25 protein-coding genes are annotated in these 25,863 nt (G+C 64.6%); 15 read left to right on the plus strand and 10 right to left on the minus strand.

The window, feature by feature from the left end; all coding sequences use genetic code 11:
- The gene (locus tag ACYQML_RS11195; protein ID WP_461235542.1) at positions 1–1,902 is read right to left on the minus strand and encodes a peptidylprolyl isomerase; all 1,902 of its coding nucleotides are present in this window, start codon (positions 1,900–1,902) and stop codon (positions 1–3) included.
- A gap of 194 nt (positions 1,903–2,096) precedes the next feature.
- Here ACYQML_RS11195 and tpiA point away from each other — a divergent pair, with 194 nt between their 5' ends.
- The 9 genes from tpiA (at position 2,097) to ACYQML_RS11240 (ending at position 10,094) form a co-directional block, all read left to right on the plus strand.
- Positions 2,097–2,858, plus strand: coding sequence for a triose-phosphate isomerase (tpiA, locus tag ACYQML_RS11200; protein ID WP_056427105.1), 762 nt, complete (start codon positions 2,097–2,099; stop codon positions 2,856–2,858).
- A gap of 151 nt (positions 2,859–3,009) precedes the next feature.
- Positions 3,010–3,393 (plus strand): preprotein translocase subunit SecG, encoded by a 384-nt coding sequence (gene secG, locus ACYQML_RS11205; RefSeq protein WP_056427002.1) that lies wholly within the window; start codon positions 3,010–3,012, stop codon positions 3,391–3,393.
- A gap of 159 nt (positions 3,394–3,552) precedes the next feature.
- Positions 3,553–5,181, plus strand: a complete 1,629-nt coding sequence (locus ACYQML_RS11210) for a CTP synthase (RefSeq protein ID WP_207412375.1) — start codon at positions 3,553–3,555, stop codon at positions 5,179–5,181.
- 16 nt (positions 5,182–5,197) lie between these two features.
- On the plus strand, positions 5,198–5,596 hold the full coding sequence (locus ACYQML_RS11215) for a DUF350 domain-containing protein (protein WP_056427008.1): 399 nt from the start codon (positions 5,198–5,200) through the stop codon (positions 5,594–5,596).
- Between the two features lie 120 nt (positions 5,597–5,716).
- Positions 5,717–6,361 carry a DUF1190 domain-containing protein gene (locus tag ACYQML_RS11220; RefSeq protein ID WP_461235543.1) on the plus strand — a complete coding sequence of 215 codons (645 nt, stop codon included), beginning with the start codon at positions 5,717–5,719 and terminating at the stop codon, positions 6,359–6,361.
- On the plus strand, positions 6,361–7,530 hold the full coding sequence (locus ACYQML_RS11225; RefSeq protein WP_311276454.1) for a glutathionylspermidine synthase family protein: 1,170 nt from the start codon (positions 6,361–6,363) through the stop codon (positions 7,528–7,530). The genes ACYQML_RS11220 and ACYQML_RS11225 overlap by 1 nt, the downstream gene beginning before the upstream one ends.
- 52 nt (positions 7,531–7,582) lie before the next feature.
- Complete coding sequence (locus tag ACYQML_RS11230; protein WP_207412378.1) at positions 7,583–8,035, plus strand: DNA polymerase III subunit chi; 453 nt, start codon at positions 7,583–7,585, stop codon at positions 8,033–8,035.
- Between the two features lie 161 nt (positions 8,036–8,196).
- Positions 8,197–9,714 (plus strand): S10 family peptidase, encoded by a 1,518-nt coding sequence (locus ACYQML_RS11235; protein ID WP_461235706.1) that lies wholly within the window; start codon positions 8,197–8,199, stop codon positions 9,712–9,714.
- A 5-nt stretch (positions 9,715–9,719) separates the two neighbouring features.
- Positions 9,720–10,094, plus strand: a complete 375-nt coding sequence (locus ACYQML_RS11240; RefSeq protein WP_461235544.1) for a hypothetical protein — start codon at positions 9,720–9,722, stop codon at positions 10,092–10,094.
- Positions 10,095–10,103: 9 nt separating this feature from the next.
- Here the strand turns inward: ACYQML_RS11240 and ACYQML_RS11245 are convergent, their stop codons facing one another.
- Complete coding sequence (locus tag ACYQML_RS11245) at positions 10,104–11,144, minus strand: sensor histidine kinase (protein WP_461235545.1); 1,041 nt, start codon at positions 11,142–11,144, stop codon at positions 10,104–10,106.
- On the minus strand, positions 11,131–12,681 hold the full coding sequence (locus tag ACYQML_RS11250) for an ATPase domain-containing protein (protein WP_461235546.1): 1,551 nt from the start codon (positions 12,679–12,681) through the stop codon (positions 11,131–11,133). Before ACYQML_RS11250 ends, ACYQML_RS11245 begins: the two co-directional genes overlap by 14 nt.
- Before the next feature lie 223 nt (positions 12,682–12,904).
- Here ACYQML_RS11250 and ACYQML_RS11255 point away from each other — a divergent pair, with 223 nt between their 5' ends.
- The 5 genes from ACYQML_RS11255 to ACYQML_RS11275 all read left to right on the plus strand — a co-directional run bounded on the left by ACYQML_RS11255 (position 12,905) and on the right by ACYQML_RS11275 (position 18,171).
- Positions 12,905–13,993: an OpgC family protein gene (locus ACYQML_RS11255; RefSeq protein ID WP_419951743.1), complete on the plus strand. Its 1,089-nt coding sequence runs from the start codon at positions 12,905–12,907 to the stop codon at positions 13,991–13,993.
- Entirely contained in the window at positions 13,963–14,913 is a 951-nt protein-coding gene (locus ACYQML_RS11260; RefSeq protein ID WP_056427038.1) for an SGNH/GDSL hydrolase family protein, read from the plus strand. The genes ACYQML_RS11255 and ACYQML_RS11260 overlap by 31 nt, the downstream gene beginning before the upstream one ends.
- A gap of 267 nt (positions 14,914–15,180) precedes the next feature.
- Complete coding sequence (locus tag ACYQML_RS11265; protein WP_461235547.1) at positions 15,181–16,545, plus strand: lipopolysaccharide biosynthesis protein; 1,365 nt, start codon at positions 15,181–15,183, stop codon at positions 16,543–16,545.
- Entirely contained in the window at positions 16,542–17,693 is a 1,152-nt protein-coding gene (locus ACYQML_RS11270; protein WP_461235548.1) for a GNAT family N-acetyltransferase, read from the plus strand. Before ACYQML_RS11265 ends, ACYQML_RS11270 begins: the two co-directional genes overlap by 4 nt.
- Positions 17,694–17,751: 58 nt before the next feature.
- Positions 17,752–18,171, plus strand: a complete 420-nt coding sequence (locus tag ACYQML_RS11275) for an FKBP-type peptidyl-prolyl cis-trans isomerase (protein WP_056427046.1) — start codon at positions 17,752–17,754, stop codon at positions 18,169–18,171.
- A gap of 73 nt (positions 18,172–18,244) precedes the next feature.
- Here ACYQML_RS11275 and ACYQML_RS11280 read toward each other — a convergent pair whose 3' ends face one another.
- From ACYQML_RS11280 to ACYQML_RS11300, 5 genes are all read right to left on the minus strand, one after another.
- The gene (locus ACYQML_RS11280; protein ID WP_461235549.1) at positions 18,245–19,072 is read right to left on the minus strand and encodes a beta-keto acid cleavage family enzyme; all 828 of its coding nucleotides are present in this window, start codon (positions 19,070–19,072) and stop codon (positions 18,245–18,247) included.
- Between the two features lie 95 nt (positions 19,073–19,167).
- A complete protein-coding gene (locus tag ACYQML_RS11285; protein WP_461224944.1) occupies positions 19,168–20,217 on the minus strand; it encodes a response regulator in 1,050 nt (349 codons plus the stop codon).
- Positions 20,218–20,230: 13 nt separating this feature from the next.
- Positions 20,231–20,644 carry a response regulator gene (locus tag ACYQML_RS11290; protein ID WP_405030676.1) on the minus strand — a complete coding sequence of 138 codons (414 nt, stop codon included), beginning with the start codon at positions 20,642–20,644 and terminating at the stop codon, positions 20,231–20,233.
- Positions 20,645–20,679: 35 nt separating this feature from the next.
- The gene (locus tag ACYQML_RS11295) at positions 20,680–22,560 is read right to left on the minus strand and encodes an MHYT domain-containing protein (protein ID WP_461235550.1); all 1,881 of its coding nucleotides are present in this window, start codon (positions 22,558–22,560) and stop codon (positions 20,680–20,682) included.
- 125 nt (positions 22,561–22,685) lie between these two features.
- Positions 22,686–23,708 (minus strand): YeiH family protein, encoded by a 1,023-nt coding sequence (locus ACYQML_RS11300; RefSeq protein ID WP_461235551.1) that lies wholly within the window; start codon positions 23,706–23,708, stop codon positions 22,686–22,688.
- A 38-nt stretch (positions 23,709–23,746) separates the two neighbouring features.
- On the opposite strand from ACYQML_RS11300, the gene ACYQML_RS11305 reads away from it, so the two are divergent.
- On the plus strand, positions 23,747–24,154 hold the full coding sequence (locus tag ACYQML_RS11305; protein WP_461235552.1) for a hypothetical protein: 408 nt from the start codon (positions 23,747–23,749) through the stop codon (positions 24,152–24,154).
- Between the two features lie 21 nt (positions 24,155–24,175).
- On the opposite strand, the gene sorB is transcribed toward ACYQML_RS11305, so the two are convergent.
- Both sorB and sorA read right to left on the minus strand, forming a co-directional pair.
- On the minus strand, positions 24,176–24,496 hold the full coding sequence (gene sorB / locus ACYQML_RS11310) for a SorB family sulfite dehydrogenase c-type cytochrome subunit (RefSeq protein ID WP_461235553.1): 321 nt from the start codon (positions 24,494–24,496) through the stop codon (positions 24,176–24,178).
- Between the two features lie 11 nt (positions 24,497–24,507).
- Positions 24,508–25,710: a SorA family sulfite dehydrogenase catalytic subunit gene (gene sorA / locus ACYQML_RS11315; protein ID WP_461235554.1), complete on the minus strand. Its 1,203-nt coding sequence runs from the start codon at positions 25,708–25,710 to the stop codon at positions 24,508–24,510.
- Between the last annotated feature and the right edge of the window lie 153 nt (positions 25,711–25,863).

A 25,863-nucleotide genomic window follows, 5' to 3' on the forward strand; every position in this document is an offset into this window, starting at 1 on the left:
TCAGTACTCGCCGCCGATCGCGCGCCGGAACGCCGTCTGGTTGACGGTGATCCCCACGCTTTTCTGAACGTCGGCGATGTACTCGCCGAGGATGTCATCGATGAGGGTCGCCTGGAACCGCTTCGAGATCGCCTCGTCGGAGGGGCTGCCGGGCACGAAGGCGGGCATCGTCGCCGCCGTGACCTTGGCGACCACACGCGACTCGCCGGATTCGACCGAGACGGCCTTGTCCACCGGGACGGCGAAGAGGCGGTTGACCACGTCGGCCGAGAGGCCGTCCTTGGCCTGGCTGCGGGCGATGTCCGTGGAGGTTTGCACCTGCACGCCAACTTCCGCCGCGAGCGTGTCGATGGCCTCGCCCTTGTCCAGACGCTCGGTCAGGCTGCGTGCCTTGTCGGACAGGCGCTTGGCCACCTCGGCAGCGCGCCATTGGGCGGCTGCCTGATCGCGCACCTGGTAGAGGGGTTTGTCATGGGCTTGGTCTATGCCGGTGACGTCGACCCAGACGTAGCCGCCGGACTTCAGGCGAAGCGCCTCGGTGTCGCTCCCGATCTCGGAGCGGAACACGATCGGCAGCGTCGTGTCGCGATCCGGAATGGAATCGACGAGCTTGCCCGACGGGTCGAGTCCCTGGGCGCTCACCGCCGGCACCGTCACGAGGGTGAGGCCCCGCTCCTTGGCGATCTCGGCCAGCGGCTTGCTGTTGGCGCGCTCGTCCTCGATCGTGTCGTGGTCCTTTTCAACGGCGGTCTTGGCGCGCTCGAGAGCGATGGTCTTGCGGATCTCCGGCGCCACGTCGGCGAGGGGCTTGCGTGTCTCGGGTTCGATGGCCGTGACTCGGAGGAGCACGGTGCCGAAGCGACCCTTGACCGGGGCGCTCACGGTGTTCTGGGCAAGCGAGAAGGCGGCCTCTGCGACGGCCGGGTCGAACAGTTCGGCCTTCGTCAGGTTCCCCAGAGACAGTTCCTTCGCGTCCACGCCGCGCGCCAGAGCGACGGCCTCGAACGGCTTTTCGCCGGATTCGATCTCCTTGCGCGCCGCCTCGGCGGAGGCCTCGTCAGGGAACACGATCTGCTGGATCGTGCGCCGCTCCGGCGTGCCGTATTGCGCCTTGGCGAGCTCGTAGCGCTTCTGCACATCCTCGTCCGTGACAGCGTCGGGCTTGGCCATCGCCTGCGGATCGAGGGCAAGGAGGGTCACGGCCCGGTAGTCCGGCGCGCGGAATGCGCTCCTGTTCTCGTCGTAGAAGGTCTTCACCTCCTCGTCCGTCGGTGCGGGAATGTCTCCCGCCACGGAAGGGGGCAGCATCATGAAGGAGGCCGACCGGCGCTCGGTGGTGTAACGACGCACGGCCTCGCGCAGGGCGGCGGGGACATGAATGTCCGCGGCCACGGCCTCGGCGATCTGGAGCCGTCCGGCGGCGGCGCGCTGGTCGCGCACGAACATCGCCTCGTTGATGCCGGCGCGCTGCAGCGTCTGGAAGAAGAGCGTCTGGTCGAAGGAGCCGTTGGCCCCCTTGAAGGTCGGCTCTTCTTGAATCGCGCGCAATACTGCCGAATCCGGGATGACGAGACCGAGATCCTTGGCCTGCTGGTCGAGGGAGGCCTCGCTGATCAGCTGCGAAAGGACCTGCCGGTCGAGACCGAGGCCCCGGGCCTGTTCGGGAGTCAGGCTGCGCTGAAGCTGGCTCTGATAGCGCTGCAGCTGCAGCTGATAGGCCGAGCGCACCGCCTCCGAAGTGATCTGCGTCTTGCCCACCGTAGCCACGGTCGTGGCCGAGTTCGAGCGGAAGAAATCTTCCACCCCGAAAATCGCAACGCCAGCGATGAGGAAGGTGAAGACCACCGTAAGAATGATCTTGCCGAGCCAATGCTGGCTCGCACTACGCATGTTCTGCAGCATCGGAACGTTCGAAAATCCGTCGTGATGGCGTACCTAAGGCACGCTCCAGGCCGCCCGCGATAGACCATCCGGTGGCCCCAGCAAAGGCCGGGCGAATCCTCGAGCGCATGTTTGCGCCCGCTAGTCGGCTCTGTTACGGCCCCGCTCACGATCCGGTGAAGCCGGACCAGCAGCATCTGAGCGCGAGGAATACGATGTCGAAGTCGGGACGGCGGCCGCTGATCGCCGGCAACTGGAAGATGAACGGCCTGCGCAGTTCGGTTCCCGTGGTCGAGGCCATCCGCGACGGGCTCTCGCCCGAACTCGCATCCCGGATCGACGTCCTCGTCTGCCCCCCTTCGACGCTGATTTCTTCCTGTGTGGCGGCGGTCTACGGGTCCGCCATCGCCATCGGCGGTCAGAACCTTCATGCCAAGGCCAGCGGCGCCTTCACCGGCAGCATCTCCGCCGAGATGCTGGCCGATCTCGGGGCGAGCTACGTCATCGTCGGGCATTCGGAGCGCCGCGCCTATCACCACGAGACCGACGATGGCGTGCATGCCAAGGCATTGGGTGCCCGCCGCGCCGGACTCTGCGGCATCATCTGCGTCGGCGAGACGCAGGAGGAACGGGAAGAGGGCCGGACGCTCGATATCGTCCGCGCCCAGCTCGCCATCGGCGTCCCCAAGGGGGCGAAGGCCTCCGATACGGTCATCGCCTACGAGCCTGTCTGGGCCATCGGCACCGGCCTGACCCCGACCCCGTCCGACATCGCCGAAGTCCATGCTTCCCTGCGTGAGATGCTCGGACAACTCATCGGCGCGGAAGCCGCCAAGGTCCGTATCCTCTATGGCGGTTCGGTGAAGCCGGGTAACGCCCGCGAATTGATGGCGGTAGAGAATGTGGACGGGGCGCTGGTCGGAGGCGCCAGTCTCGTCGCCTCCGACTTCCTGGGGATAGCGGCCGCCTACGCCTGAAACATTCGCCGCCCTGGGGCGATGCAGGATTTGGCGTGAGACACCATCTCGTGTAGGAGCCTGCCCTTTGCGGACGTTCCTCGCCGGGCCTCTTCGGGCGCCGGATACGGCCTACGTGGTTCACGGACCAGGAACATCGGACTGAAACGACATGAATGCCGTCCTGATCTCCATTCACCTCATCGTGGTTCTCGCACTCATCGCCGTGGTCCTGCTGCAGCGCTCTGAGGGCGGACTCGGGCTCGGCGGTGGTAGCAGCGGTGGCGGCGTGTCGGGGTTCATGACCGGACGTGGCCAAGCCAACGCCCTCACGCGGGCTACAGCGATCCTGGCGGCCCTGTTCTTCACGACGAGCATGACCCTCGCGGTGATCTCCCACCGGAGCGCCGCGCCGAAGTCGATCCTCGACGGAGCCGCGACGACGCAGCCGGCGGCGCCCAACGGCAATATTCTCGAGACCCTTCGTCCCGGTCAGGGCGCTGGCCAGACCGCGCCGGCTCAGCCTGCCACGCCCGAAGCGCCCCAGTCGCGCTGATCGAAGGTCGATGCGGAATGACGGCTCGGACACCTCTCGCTCCGAACCGTCCCCACCCGGCGTTCCACAGAATCCGAACCGATGCAGCCCTGCCGCCACCAGCGGCGGGGTCGTTTGAAGTTTGTCGAATCATCCACCCTTGTTTATGAGCCGAAGCCCATGACGCGGTACGTATTCATCACCGGCGGCGTGGTCTCCTCGCTCGGCAAGGGCCTCGCATCTGCGGCTCTCGCAGCTCTCCTGCAGGCGCGCGGCCACACGGTCCGCCTGCGCAAGCTCGACCCCTACCTGAACGTCGATCCGGGCACGATGAGCCCGACGCAGCACGGCGAGGTCTTTGTTACCGACGACGGTGCGGAGACCGATCTCGACCTCGGCCATTACGAGCGTTTCACCGGTCTTCCGGCGACTAAGGCCGATAACATCACCACCGGTCGCATCTATCTCGACATCATCACTAAGGAGCGGCGCGGCGATTATCTCGGCGCGACGATCCAGGTCATCCCTCACGTCACCAACGCCATCAAGACGTTCGTACTCGATGGAAACGAAGCATTCGATTTCGTCCTCGTCGAGATCGGCGGCACGGTGGGCGACATCGAAGGCCTTCCGTTTTTCGAGGCGATCCGCCAGCTCGGCCAGGAATTGCCGCGCGGCACTGTCGCCTTCGTCCATCTGACTCTGCTGCCCTACATTCCCTCGGCAGGCGAATTGAAGACCAAGCCGACGCAGCATTCCGTCAAGGAACTCCGCTCCATCGGTATCCAGCCGGACATCCTGCTCTGCCGCTGTGACCGTCCGATTCCGGTGGAAGAGCGGCGCAAGCTCGGTCTGTTCTGCAACGTGCGTGAGACCGCCGTCATTGAGGCGCGCGACGTGGCGTCGATCTATGACGTGCCGCTTTCCTACCGCGAGGCCGGCCTCGACCGTGAGGTGCTCGCGCATTTCGGCATCGAACCGAAGGGCGAACCGGATCTCGTGCGCTGGACGACGATCTCCGAGCGCGTGCGCAATCCCGAAGGCGAGGTCTCCATCGCCATTGTGGGTAAATATACGGGCCTCAAGGACGCCTATAAGTCCCTGTCCGAGGCGTTGACGCATGGCGGCATCGCCAACAATGTGAAGGTGAACCTCGAATGGATCGAATCCGAGGTCTTCGAGCGTGAAGATCCGGCGCCGTTCCTTGAAGGTATCAACGGCATTCTCGTCCCCGGCGGCTTCGGACAGCGCGGCGCAGAGGGCAAGATCCGCGCGGCCCGTTACGCCCGTGAGCGCAAGATCCCATATTTCGGTATCTGTTTCGGCATGCAGATGGCCGTGATCGAAGCGGCTCGCTCCCTGGCCGGGGTTGAGGACGCCAATTCCACGGAATTCGGGGAGACCGGCGAGCCTGTGGTCGGCCTGTTGACCGAATGGCTCAAGGGCAACGAACTGGAGCGGCGCGCTGCACAGGGCGATCTCGGCGGCACCATGCGGCTCGGTGCCTACAAGGCCACCCTCGGTGCGGATACCAAGATCGCCGAGATTTACGGCGGCACCGAGATTTCCGAGCGTCACCGGCACCGCTACGAGGTCAACATGGCCTATCGCGAGCGGCTGGAAGCCAAGGGCCTGCGGTTCTCGGGGCTATCACCGGACGGTCTGCTTCCCGAGACGGTGGAACATGCAGGCCACCCCTGGTTCATCGGCGTGCAGTTCCACCCGGAACTGAAGTCGCGGCCGTTCGAGCCACATCCGCTGTTCAAGAGCTTCATCTCGGCCGCCATCGTGCAGAGCCGGCTGGTCTGAGGGAGGGGCGGGCGCCATGGTCTCGATCTCGGGTCTGCCCGCCTTCATCGCCTATGTGGCGGCGGCGTTCGGCCTCGTGGCGGTCTATCTCGCGGTCTACCTGTCGGCGACGTCCCATCGCGAGATCGCGCTGATCCGCGCCAACAATGCCTCGGCCGCCATCGCGCTGGGCGGAAGCCTCATCGGCTATACGCTGCCGCTCTCGGTGGCGATCTATAACGCTCAATCGATCCTCGACTGCATCGTCTGGGGCCTCGTCGCCCTCATCGTGCAGATCCTGGCCTATTTCGTCGTGCGGCTGATCCTGCCGGACCTCTCGCGGCGCATCGAAGCCGGTGAGATCGCTGCATCCATCCTGCTCGCCGCGTCGTCTCTGGCGGGCGGCATCGTCAACGCGGCATCCATGACTTACTGAGCCGGCGTTCGGGGAAATGTCCCATCGCCGGTTTCAAACGGCCAAGCTCGATCCTACATTCGGGTCTGTGCGGCATCGTGCCGTGAGGGAGCGGATCGTCGAAAGGCGGTCCTCAGTAGGATGCCATCCGAGGCCGATACTCCGACACCCGTAAAGCCGCCGCGCCTCATGCGCTCGCAGACGGTGACCCTCGTCATGCTGGCGGGTGCGGGCGCCGCCGCCTTCGGGCTTGCTCGTCTCGATCCGTCGCAGGACGAAGAATCCGTGCTCGTCTATGCGAATGCGGACGCCTGTATCGCCGGAACCAGGCGAACGGAGGAGGATTGCCGGAGCGAGTACCTGACGGCGCGTGCCGCCTATCCCGAGGTCGCACCGCGTTACGCCATGGTGACCGATTGCGAGGCGCATCACGGCCCATCGCATTGCCTGCCCGGAGACGGCGTCGCCGTGAGTGCTGCCGGACGCTTCGTCCCGAGGATGGCCGGCTACGTCATCGGCAGGCGGATCGATCAGAACCTGCCGCCACAGCCGATCTTCGACCATGCTCCGAATTCGGAAGCGTCCCATAGCGGAAGCGCCGGCCACTCGGGTGGCGCCGGCTATTGCACGAGTTGGGGCGGACGGATCACCACGTCTTCGGGCGGTGCGTCCTCCAGCGCGCGGGTCGCGTCTTCGGCGGTGCGCAAGGTCGCATACGGTGGCTTTGGAAGCACGGGCCGTTCGTTCTCGTCGCACGGCTGGTCGAGCCATGGAAGCGGCGGCTGATGCGGCGCGTGCCCATCGGCGAACGACCGGATTGGCGGGAGACCGCGCGCCGGCATGGTTTCACCTTCCACACCTTCGATGGCGAAGCGTATTGGTCCGAGAGCCACGCCTACGCTTTCAAGCTGGCTGAGATCGAGGACGATCTCGAAGCGCCGAGCACCGAGATCCACGCCCTGTGCCTCGCTTTCGTCGCCGATGCGGTGGAGGACGAGCGGATCCTGGCCTCGCTCGACATTCCTTCCCATGCCTGGGACGCGATCCGCGCGAGCTGGAGGCGGGGAGACCCCTCCCTCTATGGACGCCTGGATTTCTCCTACGGAGGGGCATCCGCCGGGCCGGCAAAGCTCCTCGAATACAATGCCGACACGCCCACAGCCCTCTACGAGTCCGGCGTGTTTCAATGGCTCTGGCTGGAAGAAGGGCTGCGAACCGGCTCGCTCCCCGAGACAGCCGACCAGTTCAATTCCCTTCACGAAAAGCTGATCGCCCGGTTCCGCACGCTTCGCGGTGACGGAGCGATGGCCTTCACCGCTTATGCCGTTGAGCCCGAGGACAGGGGGACGGTGGCGTATCTCGAAGATTGCGCGCGCCAAGCGGGGCTCGCGACCTGCTTCCTCGACCTCTCCGACATCGGACGTGACGAGGACGGACGCTTCGTCGACCGGGTCGATGCGCCGATCCCGCGCCTGTTCAAGCTCTATCCCTGGGAATGGGCCTTCAGCGACGCTTTCGGAAAGGATCTCGGCACCACGACGACCCGGTTCATCGAGCCACCCTGGAAGGCCGTCCTTTCGAACAAGGGATTGCTGGCCCATCTCCATGCGAGAGAGCCCGGCCATCCCAACCTGTTGCCCTCCTTTTTCGAGAACGATTCCCGCAAGGCGTCATTGGGCACCTCCTTCGTCAAGAAGCCGTTGGTTTCACGGGAGGGGGCGAACATCCTCATGCTGCGCGACGGTGCCGTGCTGGCACAGGATCACGGACCCTATGGCGGCGGGCGCTGCGTGCGACAGGCCCTGGCCGAATTGCCGGATTTCGAAGGCCGCCGCCCCGTGATCGGCTCCTGGATCGTAGGCGACGAACCGGCGGGGCTGTGCGTTCGCGAAAGCGCGGGACCGATCACCGGCAATTCAGCCCTGTTCGTCCCTCACTTCATCGAGCCTGGTTGAGAGCGGCAACCCGCCGCTTTCAAATCGGCGGCTTTACCCTATCCTGGTTCCCGTGACCGAAATCCTCTTCTATCATCTCCAGCAGCAGCCTCTCGAGACGGTTCTACCGAACCTCGTGGAGCGATCTCTGGAGCGCAACTGGCGCGCGGCAATCCAGGCATCGGGCGAGGAGCGGCTTCAGGCTCTCGACGATCACCTCTGGACCTATCGCGACGATAGCTTTCTGCCGCATGGGACGGATCGCGATCCGCAAGCGGCGAGCCAGCCCGTCGTCCTGACGCTCCAGGATGGTAATCCCAACGCCGCCGCCATCCGCTTTCTCGTGGATGGCGCCCCACTGCCGCCGGATGCGTCGGACTATCAGCGGATATGCATCCTGTTCGACGGTAACGATCAGGACGCGTTGCTCGGTGCGCGGGCGCAGTGGAAGCAGGCGAAGGAAGCGGGCCATGCCATCGCTTATTGGCAGCAGGACGAATCCGGACGCTGGCAGAAAAAAGCGTGAGCGCTTTTGCCCATCATTGTAGCGAGAATCGCATGAACCGAGGTTCGACCGTCACGGTTTTATGCCGGCCCGGTGGTGTGGCCAAACTGGGCACAATCCCCGCGGGGCTTCGGTCCATTCTGGCAGGCGGCACCAGGCGCCTCGCACTCGTCTTGTCCGCCATGCTCCTCGTCGCCGGGCAGCCCGCCATGGCGCAGTCCCCCCACGGTGCCGACAAGCCTCAGGAGCGGCGGGCCGCCGAACGGGGCCCAGAGGGACGCAAGCTTCCCTCCGACGTCACCACCGAGCACAGTGTCACCCTGCCGGATGGACGCCTTCTTCGCTTTACCGCCACCGCGGGCAGCCTTCCCCTCGTGGATGAGAGCGGAAAACTCCAAGCAGAGATCGCCTTCATCGCCTATCGTCTCGCGGACACGAGCGAAGCGACCCGGCCCGTCACCTTCGCGGTCAACGGCGGTCCCGGCGCGGCATCGGCCTATCTCAATATCGGCGCGATCGGCCCCTGGCGCCTTCCTCTCGACGGCACGAGCATCAGCCCCTCCACGCCGGTGAGCCTCGTCCCCAACGACGGCACTTGGCTCGATTTCACCGATCTCGTCTTCCTCGACCCGGTGGGGACCGGATACAGCCGCGCATCGGACGGCGATGCCAAGCGTTACTGGAGCGTCGACTCGGATGCGTCGGTCCTGTCCTCGGCCATCGCCCGCTGGCTGCGGACGAACGATCGGATCGCGGCACCCAAGTTCTTCGTCGGCGAGAGCTATGGCGGTTTCCGCGGGCCGCTCATCGCGGCAAAGCTGCAGGAGGAGATCGGCATCGGCCTCTCCGGCATGGTTCTCCTGTCACCCGTCCTCGATTTCGCCTGGTTGCAATCGCCGCGCACGACCCCCTGGGGCCACGTGACGAAGTTGCCGTCCTTTGCCGCCGCCGCCATCGAACGAGCCGGTGGCACGCCGAGCCGGAAGGCTCTGGCAGAGACCGAGGACTATGCCACCGGCGACTATCTCACCGACCTGCTCAAGGGCCCGTCGGACCAAGCGGCGCTGGCCCGGCTCGGCGAAAGGGTCGGAGCCATCACGGGTCTCGATCCGAACTTCGTCCGCCGCCAAGCCGGACGCCTGAGTTCGAACAGCGTCCAACGCGAGATCGGCCAGGAGGAGGGGAGGGTCGCCAGCGCCTACGATACCGGCATCACCGGATGGGATCCGGACCCGGCCGCCACATTCTCGGGCTTCGAGGACCCGCTGCTCACAGCCATGCAGGCGCCGCTGACCAGCGCCATGCTCGAACTCTACGGCACGAAACTGAACTATCGCGTGCCCGATCTTCGCTACGAACTCCTCAACGGTGCGGTCAGCCGAGGGTGGGGCTGGGGCGGCGGACGCATGGCACCGGAATCGCTCGGAGCCCTGCGCGGCGTCATGGCGCTCGATGGTAACCTGCGCGTCCTCGTCGCCCACGGTTTCACCGATCTCGTGACCCCGTACTTCACGTCGAAACTCCTCATCGACCAGTTGCCGGCCTTCGGCACGGACAGGCGGATCGACCTCACTGTGTATCCCGGCGGCCATATGTTCTATTCGCGTCCCGATTCGCGTGCGGCCTTTCATAGGGATGCGGCCGAGCTATACGCTGCATCGCTCAAGGCGCGGTCGGGCGCTGCAAAGGACGTGAAGTGACGAGGATGTCGTCGCGGCTGGGCTTCGCCGCTTGTCTCATGGGTCTCAATATCGTCGGCGCGTGTACGACGAGCGAGCGCGAGGCACCGGCGGCGGTACCGGCGAAGGTCGCCGTCGTACCGCTCCCGTCGCCGTCCGTCACGGGTCCGGTGCTCAACGCCGATGGGACGTGCAGCCAGACCTCCGCAGCCAGCGCAACCGTGATCGAGCCTGGGATCGGCGAATGCGATCTCGTCCGGTTGAAGGCGAAGCCTGCGACGGACGTGTTGATCGGCGAAGGCCGTTCAGGCCGGGAGGTACAGGTGCTCTACAGCGAGCCGGGAGCGAAGGAGCTGTATTTCTTCGTCAACGGTCGCCTCGACCGGATCGTCAAATCCTGACCGGTCGGATCAATAGGCCGGCACCAACCTGTCTCCGGGCAAGGGCGCTACCATGCGAAAGTGCAGGCCCTCGGCCTCATAGCTGATGTCGACATCGGCATTGCATTGCTGTGCGAGCACGCGCTGGAGCAGCGTCGAGCCGAAGCCCTTGCGTTCCGGAGCTTTGACCACGGGTCCGCCCGATTCCACCCAGCTGAGTTCCAGGACGCGCTTGGCATCGCGTTGATCCACGCTCCAGCTGACCGTGACCCGCCCGCTCGGCAGCGACAGCGCCCCATACTTGGTGGCATTGGTGGTCAGTTCGTGGATTGCCATACCGGTGGGTACGGCAAGATCTGCGGCCAGCTCGACCGCGGGCCCTTCGAGCGTGATCCGATTGGCTGTCCCGTCATTGTAATGGCCGAGCTCGTTCTGGAGAAGCTCGCGCAGGGGCGCCGTCTGCCAGTAATCCTCCGTGAGCAGGTTATGCGTCTTGCCGAGCGAGACGATCCGGTCCGAGAAGGACTGGTAGAATGTGTCCACATCCTTGGTCGAACGCGCCGTGGCACCGAGGAGCCCCTGCACCGTGGCGAGCGTGTTTTTCACGCGATGGTGAAGCTCCCGGATCAGCAGCGCCTGGCGCTCGTGCGTCCGTTGGCGTTCTTCCAGATACGCCTGCACTTCGCGTTGCCGCCGCCGCGCGCGAAGAGCCGAGCGAACCGCATTCGCCAGCACGGCCGGATGGAACGGCCGTTCCAGGACCGTGACGTTGCCGAGTAGGTCGGTGAGCCTCACATCCGGCGGGCCGCCGCGATAGCTGAGCAGCACGAAGGGAAAGTCCGACCAGGGCGGTTGCCGCTCGACCCATCGAGCGATCTCCTGCCGGTCCCAATGCAGAAGCGCTTCCTCCGTCATCACCGCGCAGGCGGCGTGGTCCAGATGGGCCACGAGATCGTCCAAGGTCGACGTCGCCTTCGACACGATACCGACTTCCGCCAGGATCGTCGCCGCCACCATCGCATCCCGTCCGAGCGGCGCGAGGATCAGGACAACCGGTTCAGGATGCGGCATCGCGGCCGGGCTCGCTCACGATCGTTCCATCCGTCCGGATCCGTTCCGCGAGCAGATGATCCCGGTCGCCGTCATAGGTCGGAACGCCCGTGAGAACACCGCGGAACCGCTCCAGCGGTTCGCCCACCCGCAATCCGCCTGCATCGATCTTGAACTCGCGGATCGTATCCTCATGAGCGCCTGTCCGCTTCTTCAGGACGGACAGAGCCCTACGGACCCGGCCGGCGGCTTCGAAGAAGCGGAGCATGATCACGGTGTCGCTGACATAGGTCAGGTCCACGGGCGATTCCATCTTTCCGACCATGCCATGCTGGGCCAGGATCAGAATCGTCACGACCCCCTGTTGGTTCAGGTAGGTGACCAGTTCGTGCATCTGCATGACTAGGTACGGCTGACCCGACATGGCGCTGAGATAGCCGGTCAGACTATCGATGATGACGATCCGCGTTCCATCTCGCTCTACAGCGTCGCGGATGCGGCCGGAGAAATCGCCGGGCGAGACATCGGCCGGGTCGATCTGCTCGATCTGCAGCATTCCGGCTTCGACAAAAGCCCCCAGAGGCATTCCCACGCTCTGGGCGCGCTGCAGCAGGATGTTGCGCGTTTCATCGAAGCTGATGATCAGCCCGCGTTCCCCGCGTTTCAGGGCCGCGACGAGGTAGCTCACGGCGAGCGTCGATTTCCCGGCCCCCGATGGCCCGATCACGAGGCTCGCCGTCCCGCGATCGAGGCCGCCGCCGAGAACCCGGTCGAGTTCGGGAACGCCGCTCGCCACCGAATCGATGACGAAGCTGCGATGGTGTTCGCTCGCCACCAAGCGCGGATGAACGCGGATGCCGCCCTTCCTGATGACGAAATCGTGGTAGCCGCCTTGATACTCGGTTCCGCGCATCTTGATGACGTGGATGCGCCGCCGAACGGCGCCGTAAGGCGGGGTCACCTGTTCGAGCCGGATCACCGCGTGGCTGATCGAGTGAAGGTTCAGATCGTCATGTTCGGCGCTGAGATCGTCGAGCATCAGCACCGTGATGTCATTGAGAAGAAAGTAGCTCTTGAGCGCGAGAACCTGGCGGCGGTAGCGCAGCGATCCTTGCGAGAGCAGCCGGATCTCCGACAGGCTGTCGAAGACGACGCGGGTCGGTTTCACCCGCTCCATCTCGCCCAGGGCCATGCGGACGGTCTCGCCCAGTTCGAGGTCCGACGAATGCACGAGACTCTGTTGCTGCTTCAGATCGAGGCTCAGCTCTGGCGGCACGAGCTCGTAGATCTCGATCCCGTCCAGGGACCAGCCATGGCGTCCCGCCACGGAGAGCAACTCCCGCCGGCTTTCCGACAGGGTGATGTAGAGGCAGGTCTCCCCCTGCGCCACGCCGTCGATGAGGAACTGGAGGCCGAGGGTCGTCTTGCCACTTCCCGGCCGACCCTCCACGAGATGCGCACGGCGGGCCGCGTAACCTCCCGAAAGGATGCCATCGAACCCCGGCACTCCCGTGGGGATCGGTTGGGCGTCGGGGGCGTCACTGGATGGCATCAACATGTCCGGTGGATACGGCAACGGTTCAACATAAATTTCCCCGGCGGGTCTGTCCTCGATAAATCGGCCACACCAGGAGCCGATGCCATTCGAGAGGGCGGGAATAACAGGCTTTGCAGATTGTCGTGCGTCGCCTTATCAGACCGTGCCGCCGCGCTGCGAGGCGGCAGCCGCTACCGCCTCGCGCTCCTCCCACAACCTGATAGTCCGGAGTTCGGATCCCATAATGCGCGAACCGAACGCGATCGACTTCTGGCGTGGCCTCGCCCTCGTGACGATCTACGTCAACCACATCCCGGGCAACACATTCGAACGTTACACCTATTCGCAGTACGGCATCTCGGATGCCGCGGAACTGTTCGTCTTCCTGGCCGGATGGTCGATCGGGATCGCCACGCGCGGGCGTGACGGCCGGCCGGAACCGCGTCTGAAAAGCGTGCTGAGGCTCCTGTCGCGCACGATCGAAGTCTACCGTGCACAGATCACCACTATGGCGATCGCCCTGGCCATGATCGCCGGGACGGCTCTGATCCTCGACAATCCGCTCCTTCTCGAATGGCACAATGCCGGAGGCTTCTTCGCCGACCCGATCCAGACCACGATCGGTTTCGTCGCACTCACGCATCAGCTCGGCTTCTTCAATATCCTGCCGCTCTACGTGGTGCTCTTGGGCATTGCCCCGATCTTCATCCTGATCGCCCGCGTGAGCCGTATTGCGGCGCTCGTCCTGTCCTTCGGCCTCTATTCGGCAAGCCTCGTCTTCGAATGGAACTTGCCGTCCTGGCCGGGCGAGGGGGATTGGTTCTTCGATCCTCTGTGCTGGCAGCTTCTCCTGGTGCTCGGCTTCGTTGCCCAAGACTTGAACCAGCGATCCGGCACGCTCCGGCGCTGGTCTCAACGGCTGATGCCCCTCGGCGTCGTCATCGTCGTGCTCGGAATTGTCCTGTCCGTGTTCGACCTCCGGCCAGACCCGCTGCTCGTTCCCGATCCTCGTCTCGTCTTCTCCTTCGACAAAACGTATCTTTCGCCGGCGCGACTGATCCATTTCATCGGCGTGTTGCTCGCCTTTCAAGGCGTCTACGCGCTCATCGTCCCACACATCGGTGCGATCGGTCGATATTTGGCGGGACTCGGTCGTAATTCACTGGCAGTCTTCTCCATCGGCTCGCTCTTGAGCCTCGCCGCGCAACTCGTGCGGTTCTGGACGGGGGGCGGCCTTCTCGTGGATGTCGGCGCCATGGGATTCGGTTTGTTCGCTCTGGGCTTCACTGCATGGTTCGTCGAATGGCGCTCGCGCAAACCTCGGCTCTCCTGATCTCACTCGGCCTTGCCTCCCTCGGGACGATCTCCGGATCATCCCGCGCCGGAGCGGAAGGCAGCGCGACGATCGTCTCACCCCCGACTGCGGCGGCCCCGGCTCCCGGTGGCGAAGCGTCGGAGGCCGTCGATGTGAGCCTGTCGCCCGAATGCCGGGTGCCGGGATCGAAGCTCTATACTCTGGCCCGGTTGAGCTCGGTGAAGGCCGCGCTCAAGGAGAAGCGGCCCGTACGGGTTCTCGCCATCGGGTCGTCCTCGGCGGGGGCAGGTGCCTCGGCGACCTATCCGGTCAAGCTGGAAACGGCCCTTGAGCGCTCGCTTCCCAACGTGGATGTGGAGGTCGAGAGCCGAGGCATGCAGGGCGAGATCGCCTCGGGCGCGGCGGAGCGCCTGCGCAGCATGGTGGCCGAGGTCGAGCCCGACCTGGTGGTCTGGCAGGTCGGTACCCACGACGCGCTCGCCCGGGTCGATCTCGACGCCTTCGCCAGCGTCCTCGACGAGACGGTTCAGTGGATCAAGTCCCACGAGATCGACGTGGTGCTGGTCAATCCAGTCTACACGGCTTCGCTTGCCCAGGACGAGTATTACAGCAGCATTGTCCGGAAGGTGCAGGAGGTTGCACTGCGCGAGGGAGTGCCGCTCGTGCAGCGCTACGAGGCGATGCGCTACCTGTCCGGGAGCAGCGACAAGGGCGAAGCACATATGCTGGGACGACAGTTCCGTCTCAACGACCTTGGCCTGCGCTGCATGGCCGAGCATGTTACGCGAGCCATCACCCTCTCGCTGCTCCAGCCCGACCCGTCTGCGACCGGAACCGCAACTGCTCCGTCGGTCATCGTCGCACCGCCGAAGGATGCGGCGGTGAAGCCGCCTTCACCGCCCCGGAGCGGTGGTGCCTCGCTTCAAGAGCAACCCTGATCGGCTTGCCATAGCGATCGCGGCGATACTCGGTCGGTCCGTAGGTCATAGATCTATAGCGCCATCGTGCAATGTCTCGTTCGGATGGTGTTGTAGGCTGACGCGAACACGTGGGCCGTCATCAAAAGCCGGGCGACCTTCCGGGGCGAAGCTAGAGAAGAGCCCTTTTCCGTGTCCATTCCGGGACGGGTTTCGCTTAGAGCCCGAAAGCGTAACGGAGTTTGTGTCGGAAACAGATAGGGTCGGCCTGAGCGTTCGGGGCGTGGAGTGGGGTCAGTGTGGGACGGGACGGAGGGCTGGACCCTCGGCGCGGCCTTCAGCCGCTTGAGGACGTTTCGCGCAGGCGCGGCGGGAGCGGCGCTCGACGTCTTCGCGATTCGCATTGCCGCCGCCATCTTCGCCTACGGGGCACAGGTCATGATGGCGCGCCTCATGGGGCGCTCAGAATACGGAGTGTTCGCATCGATATGGGTGTGGATCGCCATCCTCGGCCATTCCTCCACACTGGGTTTCGCTCAAGGTGCCTGCCGTTTCCTGCCCGCCGATCAGGCGAGAGGCGATGCCGCCCATATGCGCGGGTTCCTCCTCGTGGGCGCATGGGTGACCATTGCCGCTGCGTCTATAGTTGCAGGCATCGGCCTCGCCATTGCCTGGATGCAGGGCATCCTCCTCGATGGGCCGTATGCTGGGCCTTTGCTCCTCGCAGCACTCGTTCTGCCGCTCTTCACGATGCAGGATTATCTGGAGGGCGTCGCTCGAAGCCAGAACTGGGCGGTGCTCGCCATCGCGCCGCCCTACCTCCTGCGCCAGGGGCTCATCATGGTCATCATGGCGGGCGCCGTCACCATCGGGGCACCGGCTCAGGCATGGGTTGCCATCGCCTGCACCCTAGTCGCCACTGGAATCGCCCTGGCGATCCAAGCATGGCTCCTGATCCTGCGCCTTCGTGACGGTCTGCTCCCTGCGAAACCGCGATACCGCTGGCGGATCTGGCTCCGGGCCTGCCTTCCGATCGCGGCCGCCGACCTCGCATATTCCGCGTTCAGCATGATCGACGTGGTTATCCTCGGCATGCTGATGCCACCTGCGGCGGTGGGCCTGTATTTTGTCGCGACCCGGATCCAGCAATTCGTCCCCTTCGTGCATTACGCCGCGTCCGCGGCCACCGCTCAGCGTTTCGCCGCCATCCACGCATCCGGGGATGCAGACGAGCTGACGCGCTTCGTCCGCATGCAGGCCCGCCTTACCTTCGCCGCCACGGTGATCGTCGGTCTCTTCATCGTGACAGCGGGCCCATTCCTGCTCGCGATGTTCGGGCCGGAATTTGGAGCGAGCTATCCGCTTCTCGCCGTGCTGGTCGCGGGCAATGTCGGAGCGAGCCTGTTCGGACCCGGCGAAGACCTTCTCACCATGATCGACGGTGAACGTCTCTGCGCTGGCATCACCCTGGCGATGCTGGCCCTGGCCGCTCTGCTCTGTCTGGTTCTGGTGCCGGTCCTCGGAATCATGGGAGCGGCCATCGCGATGGCCCTAGCCAACGTGCTTCGCGGGTTGGGAATGGCTTTGGCCGCTTTCCGTGTGCACGGTATCGTTACGACGGTCCTGCCGTTCGCCGGTCGGCTTGGCTCATGAAGACGGGCTTACAAGACCTACGCTCCGGACGCTCAGTCTCGCTCGCCACATATTCGGAACTGGCTGCCGATCCCGATCCCTGGGATGCGCTCATGGCCAATGCGCTCACCACGCACCCGCATTACAGCCGCCATGTCATGGCGGCTCATCGGAGGGCGGGGTTGGCCGCCACCGACCTCGCCTTCGTCGTTGTGCAAGGCCGGCTCGGGCTGGAGGCTCTGTTGCCCTTCGAATGGAAACGCGATGTGAGCGGGCTCGGAACGCGCATTGCCCGTCCCTTCCTGTCGCCCTTCATCACCCAGACGAGCCCTCTCGTTGCGGATGCTCCCGACCTGCCCGACCTCCTCGATCTGTTGGTGAAAGGGCTCCAATCCGCCTCCAAGGGGCGGATCTGGCGCTGGCCCCTGCTTCCCACCGAGACGAAGCTCGGTCGCGGATTGCTCGACGCCATGGATCGCGCCGGCTGGAAGAGTAGTATCGCCAGCCGTTTCGAGCGACCAATCGTCGAGCGTCGCGGGTCATATGCCGGTTTCCTTGATGAGCATCCGCATCGATCGCGCATGAAGGATCTCAGCCGTCGCCATCGCAACCTGTCGAAGCGAGGCACACTCAGCCATGACATCGCCACCGGCGGCGACCGCCTGAACGATGCCGTCGCGGGCTTTCTCAGCCTGGAGAAAGCCGGGTGGAAGGGGAGGGCCGGGACGGCGCTCGCTTCTCGCCCACAGCACGAGGCTTTCGCGCGTGCCTTGTTCACCGGAGCCGATGGCCCGGTCCGCGTCCGGGCGGATAGCCTTCTGTTGGATGGTCGCCCGCTCTCGATCAGCCTTGCCCTCGTAGCGAGCGGTACGGCCACGCTCTTGAAGACCACCTTTGAAGAGAATGAGCGCTCCAGCGCTCCGGGCCTGCTGCTGGAGGCACGGATCATCGAAGCTCTGTACGGGACCGGCTTTGCCGAACGGCTCGATTCGGCCACGCTCGCCGGCTCGGTCCTCGAGAATCTTTATCCTGATCGAGAGACGATCTGCGAGATCGTCGCCGCCCCTAGCGGTGCCGCGCGTATGATCACGGTCGAACAGCGAATCCGCCTAATCGCGATGGAGCGGCGCGCCATGGTCCGCGTCAAACGGGCCCTGGGCAGGCGCTGACGGGCGGGCACAGGCATGCTACTCGGCCGGTTCGGCACGCCAGACAGGAACCATCCGCATGCGTCGTCCGCTTCTTGCCCTCACCGGAGCTTTGTTGATCGCCATGACCGCTTCCGCATCCGCCGAGACCGTGACCACGCCTTCGGGCCTGCAATATCGCGACGAAGTCGTCGGGACCGGCCCTACGCCGCAGACCGGCAAGAAAGTCAGCGTCCATTATACCGGCTGGCTCGATGAGGGCGGCAAGCCGGGCAAGAAGTTCGACTCCTCGCGCGACCGTGGCCAGCCCTTCAGCTTCACCCTCGGCATCGGCCAGGTGATCGGTGGTTGGGATCAGGGTGTCGCCACGATGAAGGTTGGCGGCAAGCGCACGCTCATCATCCCCTCTGACCTCGGCTACGGCGCGCGCGGTGCCGGTGGGCTAATTCCGCCGAACGCCACGCTCATCTTCGACGTGGAACTGCTCGGCGTGAACTGAACCCGACCCTTATACCCGGACGAGCCTCGCCTCGTCCGGCTCTTAGCCTGTCCCCAATCGGTCCCGCTAACGCTCAGACTGCCAACCCCAGTGCCGCTCGAGCCTCGGCGGGTGTCGCCACGGTACGACCGTGCCGCTTCACGCACTCCACGGCCAGCCCGACCAGTTCGGCATTGCTCGCTGCCAGTTGGTGCTTCGTCACCCGGATGTTGTCCTCCAATCCGGTTCGTACCGAGAACGCCCCACGGGCAAGTGCCCAGTCCATGACCTCGGCCTGATGGCGTCCGATGCCGGCAGCGGTCCAGGTCGCCTCGGGCAGTACCTGCTTCAGTTCGCCCAGGAGCAGATCGAGCAGGCGCTCGTCGGCCGGCAGAGCATTCTTCACTCCCATGACGAATTGGACGTGGGGGCGGGCATCCATGAGCCCTTCATCCACCAGCCGCCGGGCGCCATGAAGATGTGAGAGATCGAAGATCTCGATCTCCGGCCGGACACCATGCGCCAGCATCTGACCGGCGAGATCGGTGACGAGGCTCGCCGGATTTTCATAGACGATGGTCGGAAAGTTGACCGAGCCGGTGGAGAGCGAGGCCATATCCGGCCGGTGGCGAAGCGACAGGCCACGGCTGGCCGGATCGCGTCCGCGTCCTCCAGTGGAGAACTGCACGATCATGCCGGGGCAATGGCGGCGAATTCCCTCCTGCACGGCGGCGAAACGGTCGGGATCGGACGAGGGCGTTTCGTCGTCGTTGCGCACATGGATGTGCACCAGGGCGGCACCCGCCTCGTAGGCCTGGCGCGTCGATTCGATCTGCTCGGCGACCGTCACCGGAAGGGCTGGATTGTCGGTCTTGCGCGGGACGGAACCGGTGATGGCGACGGCGACGACGACAGGTTTCATGATCCGGCCCGGATGTCCGATGAGGAGGGCACGGGAAATACTGCATTCCACTCGGTAAGCGAAGTGCTGGGTTCGCTGGCAAAGCAGCCGTCCGCTCAGCCCTGGAACAGCAGCGTCGCCTTGGTTCCGGGTCCGCTCTCTCGATAGATAAGGGCGGAACGGAGGTTGGTGGCCATGGCCTTGACGATGCGCGAGCCAAGACCGGTGCCGCGAGGCTGGCCTTCGCCCGTCCACCCGATCCCGTCATCCTCGACGGTCAGGCTCAAACCGTCCGCCCCGTCGCGCGCCACCGCTACACGGATCTCGCCGGGGACTTCCGGCGGATACGCATATTTATAGGCGTTCGTCACGAGTTCGGTGACCACGACGCCGACGGAGACCGCCTTGTCCGTGGCAAGCCGGATCGGCTCCGCAACGAGGCGAATGGCATGGTCGCGCCCGGCTGCCTTCATCGCTCCCTGCAGTTCCTCCACGAGGCTCGAAAGATAGGCGTCGAGTTCCACCGCCTCGACATCATCGGAGGTGTAGAGCCGCCGATGAATGCCGGCGATGGCCGAGATCCGCGCCTGCATCTCGCGCAAGGCCGCTTTGGCAGCGGGATCGGAGACAGCGTTGGTCTGCATATGCGTCAAGGCCGCCACGAGGGCGAGGGAATTGGCGACCCGGTGATTCACCTCGCGCAGCAACATGACCGCGCGGTCTCGGGCCTCACGGACCTCTGCCTCGGCCCGTTCCTTGTCGCGCCTCATGGCCTCCTGGCGCAGAGCCGTGTCGATAGCTTCGCCGAGGAGTTCGCGGAACTGGCCCTGCAGGTCTTTCCAGACGTAATCGACGGCCCCGGCCTTCAGAGCGGCCACCGCGACGCGGCTATCCTCAGACCCGGTGACATAAATTACCGGCGGGGCGAAGGGCATGGCGCGGATGGCTGGGAGTACGTCGAGACCGGTCTGGCCGGGCATGTGATGATCGAGGGCCACGAGATCGATGCCGCCCTGGCCCAGACGCGCAAGACCCTCGTCGCCGGTGGCGGCAAGTTCCACGATATAGCCGCGTGCGTTCAGGCCCTTCTGCACGAGGCGCCCGAGGCCGGGATCGTCGTCGACATAGAGGATGCGACCGCGCTCCGGGGCGAGGGGAGCGCTCATGCGGTGCGGATTTTCATGGGTTCTCGGGCACCTGCATCACGGAAAAGAACAACCCGAGCTGACGAATAGCGTTCGAGAAGCCCTCATAATTCACCGGCTTGGTGATGTAGACGTTCGCGCCGAGATCGTAGCAACGCTGGACCTCGCGGCTGTCGTCCGTCGTCGTGAGAACGACCACGGGCGAGCGCCGCGTATGCGGGTTCGCCTTGACCTTCTCCAGGATGTCGATCCCGGTCATATCGGGAAGATTGAGATCGAGCAGGATCAGGAGAGGGCGCTTGGCGCTGGCCTCTCCGGTGCCGTCTGGTCCGAGCAGATAAGCGAGCGCCGACGTCCCGTCTCGGAACGGAATGATCTCGTTGTTGACGCCCGCGCGGCGAATATTGCGCTCGATGAGCCGGGCATGACCCTCGTCATCCTCGATCATCACGATACTGACGGGGTTCACGTTCGGATCACGCCTCATTCCGCTGCGAGGGACGTCGCCGAAACACCCTCGTATACAGCTGTAGCGCTCCCGCGGGGCAGCGTCACGCTGAAGGTGGTGCCTTCACCGAGCTTGGAGGCGACGTCGATCCGTCCACCCAGCGACCGGACCAAAGCTTTGACATGGGCGAGACCGATCCCTTCGCCCGGCCGATCCTGCGCTCCGGAGCGGCGGAACAGTTCGAACACGCGGGAATGGTCACGTGCAGCAATTCCCCTGCCGTTATCAGCGACGTCGATACGAATTCGCGGCCCAACGGCCGCGGCAGTCACTGTGATTCGACCGGCGCGAGTGGGATCCAGATACTTCACCGCATTGTCGAGCAGATTGCCGAAGATCTGTTCGAGGGCGAGTCGGTCCGCCGTGATCCTCGGCAGATCGCGCGCGACGACGACTTCCGCGCCGGCCGCGTCGGTCTGATGGCGCTGGGCATCGGCGAGGCGCTGAAGCAGCGCGTGAAGGTCGAGGGGTTCTGGCCTGAAACTTCGCCGCCCTTCGCGGGACAGTTTCAGGATCGCGGCGATCAGGCTTTCCATCCGCGTCACCGCGGCGCTGATGAAGCCGAGCGCCTCACCAAGATCGGCGTCGATCCTCTCCGCGTCGGGATGGGACTTCAGGGCGGAACGGATGTCCTCGCGCGTAGCGTCGAGCTCGCTCGTGAAACCCATGACGTTCACGAGGGGGGCGCGAAGGTCGTGGCTGACGATGTAGGCATAGCGCTGAATCTCCTCGTTGGATTCTCGGAGTTCCGCTTCCGCCTCGCGCTGCTCGGTGATGTCGGTATGCACGCCGACCCATTCACGAATTGACCCATCGGGGGCCAGAACCGGGACGGCACGGATCGCGAAATGCCGCCACGTCCCGTCGCTCACCCGGACGCGATGCTCGTGGACGAAGGTTCGCCTCTCCCGGACCGTTTCGTTCCAGGCGTCCACGGACGATCGAGAATCGTCCGGATGCACGGCGTTGGCCCATCCGAACCCCTGGTACTCCTCGAAGGATTGGCCGGTGATCGCTGACCATCCCGGCTGTTCGCCGACCATCCGCCCCTCGGCATCGTTGGTCCAGAGCACGCCGCGCACAGCCTGAATCGCCGCGCGGAACCGCGCCTCGCTATTGCTCAATTCACGCTGGACGCGCTGCTGGTCGATGGAGGAGGCCAGCATGGCGAGGAACAGAGTGAGGAAGGTCGCCGCCCCGACGAAGAGGGCGAGGTTCTGCTGGCTTGGGGCGAGGCCCGTAACGTGGCTCGCATGCGCGCCGGTTTCTCCGGTCGTGAAGGACGCGGCGGCCATGCCGGTATAGTGCATCCCGGAGACGGCGAACCCCATCACGAAAGCAGCGAGAATTTTTTGCCACGCTCCGTGATTTCGGAACGTGAGCCAGAGCCCGACCGTCGCTGCCGTCACGGCAATGAGCACCGATACGGCGGCAAGGAGAAGATTGTAGGTAACGCTACCGGGCATGTGCAGGGCGGCCATGCCGATGAAGTGCATGCCGGCGATGCCGATCCCCATCAGCGTGCCGCTCACAAGGATGTCCTGCGCTTTCGCTCCCGGTCGGCCGACCCAGGCGAAGGCGCCGCCGGTTGCGCCAATGGCGATGACGAGCGAGAGCACGGTGAGACCGGCCTCGTAAGAGGTGGGCATCCCCATCTCGAAGGCGAGCATGCCGATGAAATGCATCGACCAGATGCCGCCACCCATGGCCAGCGCCGCCCCTCCGATCCACGCGATGCGGCGGCCAGGCGCTGCATTGTGTACCCGAGCTCCAAGATCCAAAGCCGTGTAGGACGCGAAGATCGCGATAGCGACGGACAGGGCGACGAGGGCGGGATTGTAGCCGGTATGAACCATCGGGCGACTGCTTGAGGAGGATTCGGAGCCGCTGAACCGGCAGAGGCCCGACCGTAGCCGGTCGGCACCGGCGCCACCACAGCGAACCAGTCCGGCATTCTTACCGCTCATCAGCTTTGCGCCGATCAGGAGATGCCGAGGGCCCTGATGAGGATGAGGCTGATGGCGAGAAGGACGGCGAGCGAGCCGGTGACGGCCAGGGTGACCCGGCCGCCCATGCGCGCCAGGACCCGGACATCGACTCCGAGCCCAAGGGCAGCCATCGACATGATCGTGAGAAAACCGGCCACTTGCCGCACCGGGCCGGAGGCAGCGTCAGGGATCAGCCCGAGGGAGCGCAGGGTGGCGAGCCCGAGGAATCCGAGGATGAACCAGGGCACGAGCCTGGTGAATCCCAGTCTCCGGGGCGACGCGCTTTGCACGCCTGCCTCCGGGGGCAGCCGGTGCGCGAGAAGCGAGAACGCCACCACGACGGGGCCGAGCATCAGAACGCGAACCAGCTTGACCAGCGTGCCGACCTGGGTGCTCAGGAGCCCAACCGGTACCGTAGCGGCCAGGACTTGGGGCACGGCATAAACCGTCAGGCCGGCGAGCACACCGTATTGGTGGTCTGACAGGCCGGCGAGGGGAATGAACAAGGGCAGCCCGAGTACCATCAGCACGCCGAGCACGGCGGTGAATGCGATGGAGCCAGCGACGTCCTTGCTGTCGGCCCCAATCACCGGCGCCACGGCAGCGATAGCCGAGTTCCCGCAGATGGCGTTGCCGCAGGCGACAAGGATCGCCATGCGGGCCGGCAGACCGAGCCCCCGGCAGATCGCGTAACTCGCCAGAATCGCGAGAAACACCGTTCCGACGATGCCGGTGAGCAGAGCCGGGCCAGAGGCAACGATGGCACCGAGGCTGATGGAAGCTCCCAGCAACGTCACGGCGATTTCGAGCAGTTGCTTCGCGCTGAAGGCGATCCCGGCTCGGAAGCGTTCACCCGGCACCCATGCGGTGCGGATGGCGATACCGAACAGGATCGCGATGACTAATGCCTCTATATAGGGGTGACCGGTGGCCCGCTCTTCCCAAGCCTGGATAGCCATGGCGGAAGCGGTCACGGCGAGGCAGATGATCAGGCCGGGCAGCAGCGCCGGCCGCATGCGTGGGGTGGTCTCACCCGCGGGAAGACCCGTATTCGATGATGTTTTCACGCCCATTCCACCTGCCGGGATCAGCCAGCAGGCCGTTCCAAAAACAAACTTCTGCCTTGGGCGCAGAAAGGAGAAAACCCCTCTCCATATGGCTCTATCTTCAAAAGACCCATCCATTGATCGATGGCAACCAAACATCGATCTTACCGCTTATGAGTGCTCGTTCGAATTTCGGCTCCACCAGTTTCGATCCGTATGGCGAACCGGTCAGCGACGACCGCAACGCTTCCACGATGCAGGGTGATCGGCGCGCACGCAATGCCGCTATCGCAGTGTTCTGGACTCTGGCACTTACGCTCACCGCGGGCCGGATCTATTTTAGCGAGCAGACCTTCGATCAGACGATGACGCTTGCCCAGGCGCAGTTCGCGGCTTTCGTCACGGCAATCCGCTAGACTGAGATCGATGGCCGCCAGTTAGTAGGCGGCTGCGAGATAGGCGGCGATCGCTTTGGCTTCGGCTTCCTCGATCGGTGCGTGAAAGACCTTCACCATCTTTGTGACCTCGGCATTCCAAAACGCGGCGCCTTTTCCGGGCGGCTGCGTGAGGATGTAATCCACCGAGTGACACATGGTGCAATAGGTTTGCGCTGCCTCGAAACCGGCTTCGTGACCCTGAACGGGCAGCAACTCCGCTGTTGGCTCCGGGACGTCATAACTGCGCTGTGCGGCCCAGGCCGTTCCACCGATGAGAAGGGCGAGCGATCCAAAGGCGGCCGCGAAACGATGGTGTCTCATCTCGCTTCTCCTCACAGCGCCTCAAGTCGGGTGGTCTCGATGACGTTCCGCATATATCCCGCCGGATTCCAACGCGGCTCTATCGGCTGCGTCGTCCCGTCTCCGGCTTTGGCGCGGACGCGAACCACGTGCGAGCCCGACTTGAGATCGGCCTCATAACTCCAGGACCGAAACGAGTATTGGCCAATATTTTGGCCGAGCCGTGCTGCCGACCATGTCGTCCCGTCATCCAATGAGATGTCGACGGCCGTAATGCCGGAACCTCCATCGAAGGCGATACCGCGCAGAGCTACCGTTCCCGCGCGAACCGTCGCACCATCCGTCAGGTTGGTGATGAAGGAGCGAACGGGCAACCGATGGATCGGTACCGTCTTCCCCAAGGCGGCTCCCGGCTCGACACATGCACACTCGTTGTCGGGGATGCGATAGGCCTTCTGCATCCAGAACCCATCGAAGGGGGTGTCCAGCACCGTGATCGAGCTCAGGTGCTTGATCCAGTAGGTGCCGTAGAAACCCGGTACCACGAGCCTCAACGGGTAGCCGTTCAGCCAGGGAAGCTCCTCTCCGTTCATTGCCCAGGCCAGCATCACCTCGCCATCCTCGTCATGATCGATAGCGAGAGCCTTGGCGTAACGCGGCGTGTCGGGCAGAACCGGCCCGTCGAGACCGGTGAACGCCACCTGCACGGCGCCCTGCTTCACCCCGGCTTTGTCGAGCACGGATTTGAGCGAGACGCCGGTCCAGCGGGCATTCCCCATGGCGCCATTGCCGAATTGCCCCCCGGCGACACGGGGCAAGAAGAAGCCCCGAGAGTTCCCCGAGCATTGGTTCACGGCCACGAGGTCGATGACGGGAAGGCTCTTCAGTTCCCTCAAGGAAAGGAAGATCGGCCTGTCGACATGGCCGCTTATCTCCAGCCGGAACAGGTCTGGATCGATGGAGGTCGGGATATCGGCGAGGTGATAACGCACGAAGAACGCATCGTTCGGCGTGATCACCCCCTCGTCGAAAACCTGGAACGGAGTTTCAAGCTGAGGCGGACATGCCGTCGTCTGCAGCAATGGTCGCTTACCGGGGTAAGCCACCAGCGGCCTTTCCCCGTTGGCGAAGGGGAGCGTCGCGCGCTCGCCGGCGAGCGCGCGGAACGAGGGGAGCGCGAGACCACTTGCCGTTGCGGCAGCCCTAAGAAAATTTCTTCGGCCAAGCTGACCCATTGCTTTCCCCCGCCCCAATGCGGAACGGCGTACGCAGCGTTAGATCGTGACGGCTCGCAAATTGCCGCTTCGTTAGCCCTCCGCCGATGCACGGAGCCGACGGTACCACACCTGCTTTAAATCCTGTCCTCTCGGAGAACCTTGAGAACGTAA

It is taken from the genome of Methylobacterium sp. CM6244, from assembly GCF_054817885.1.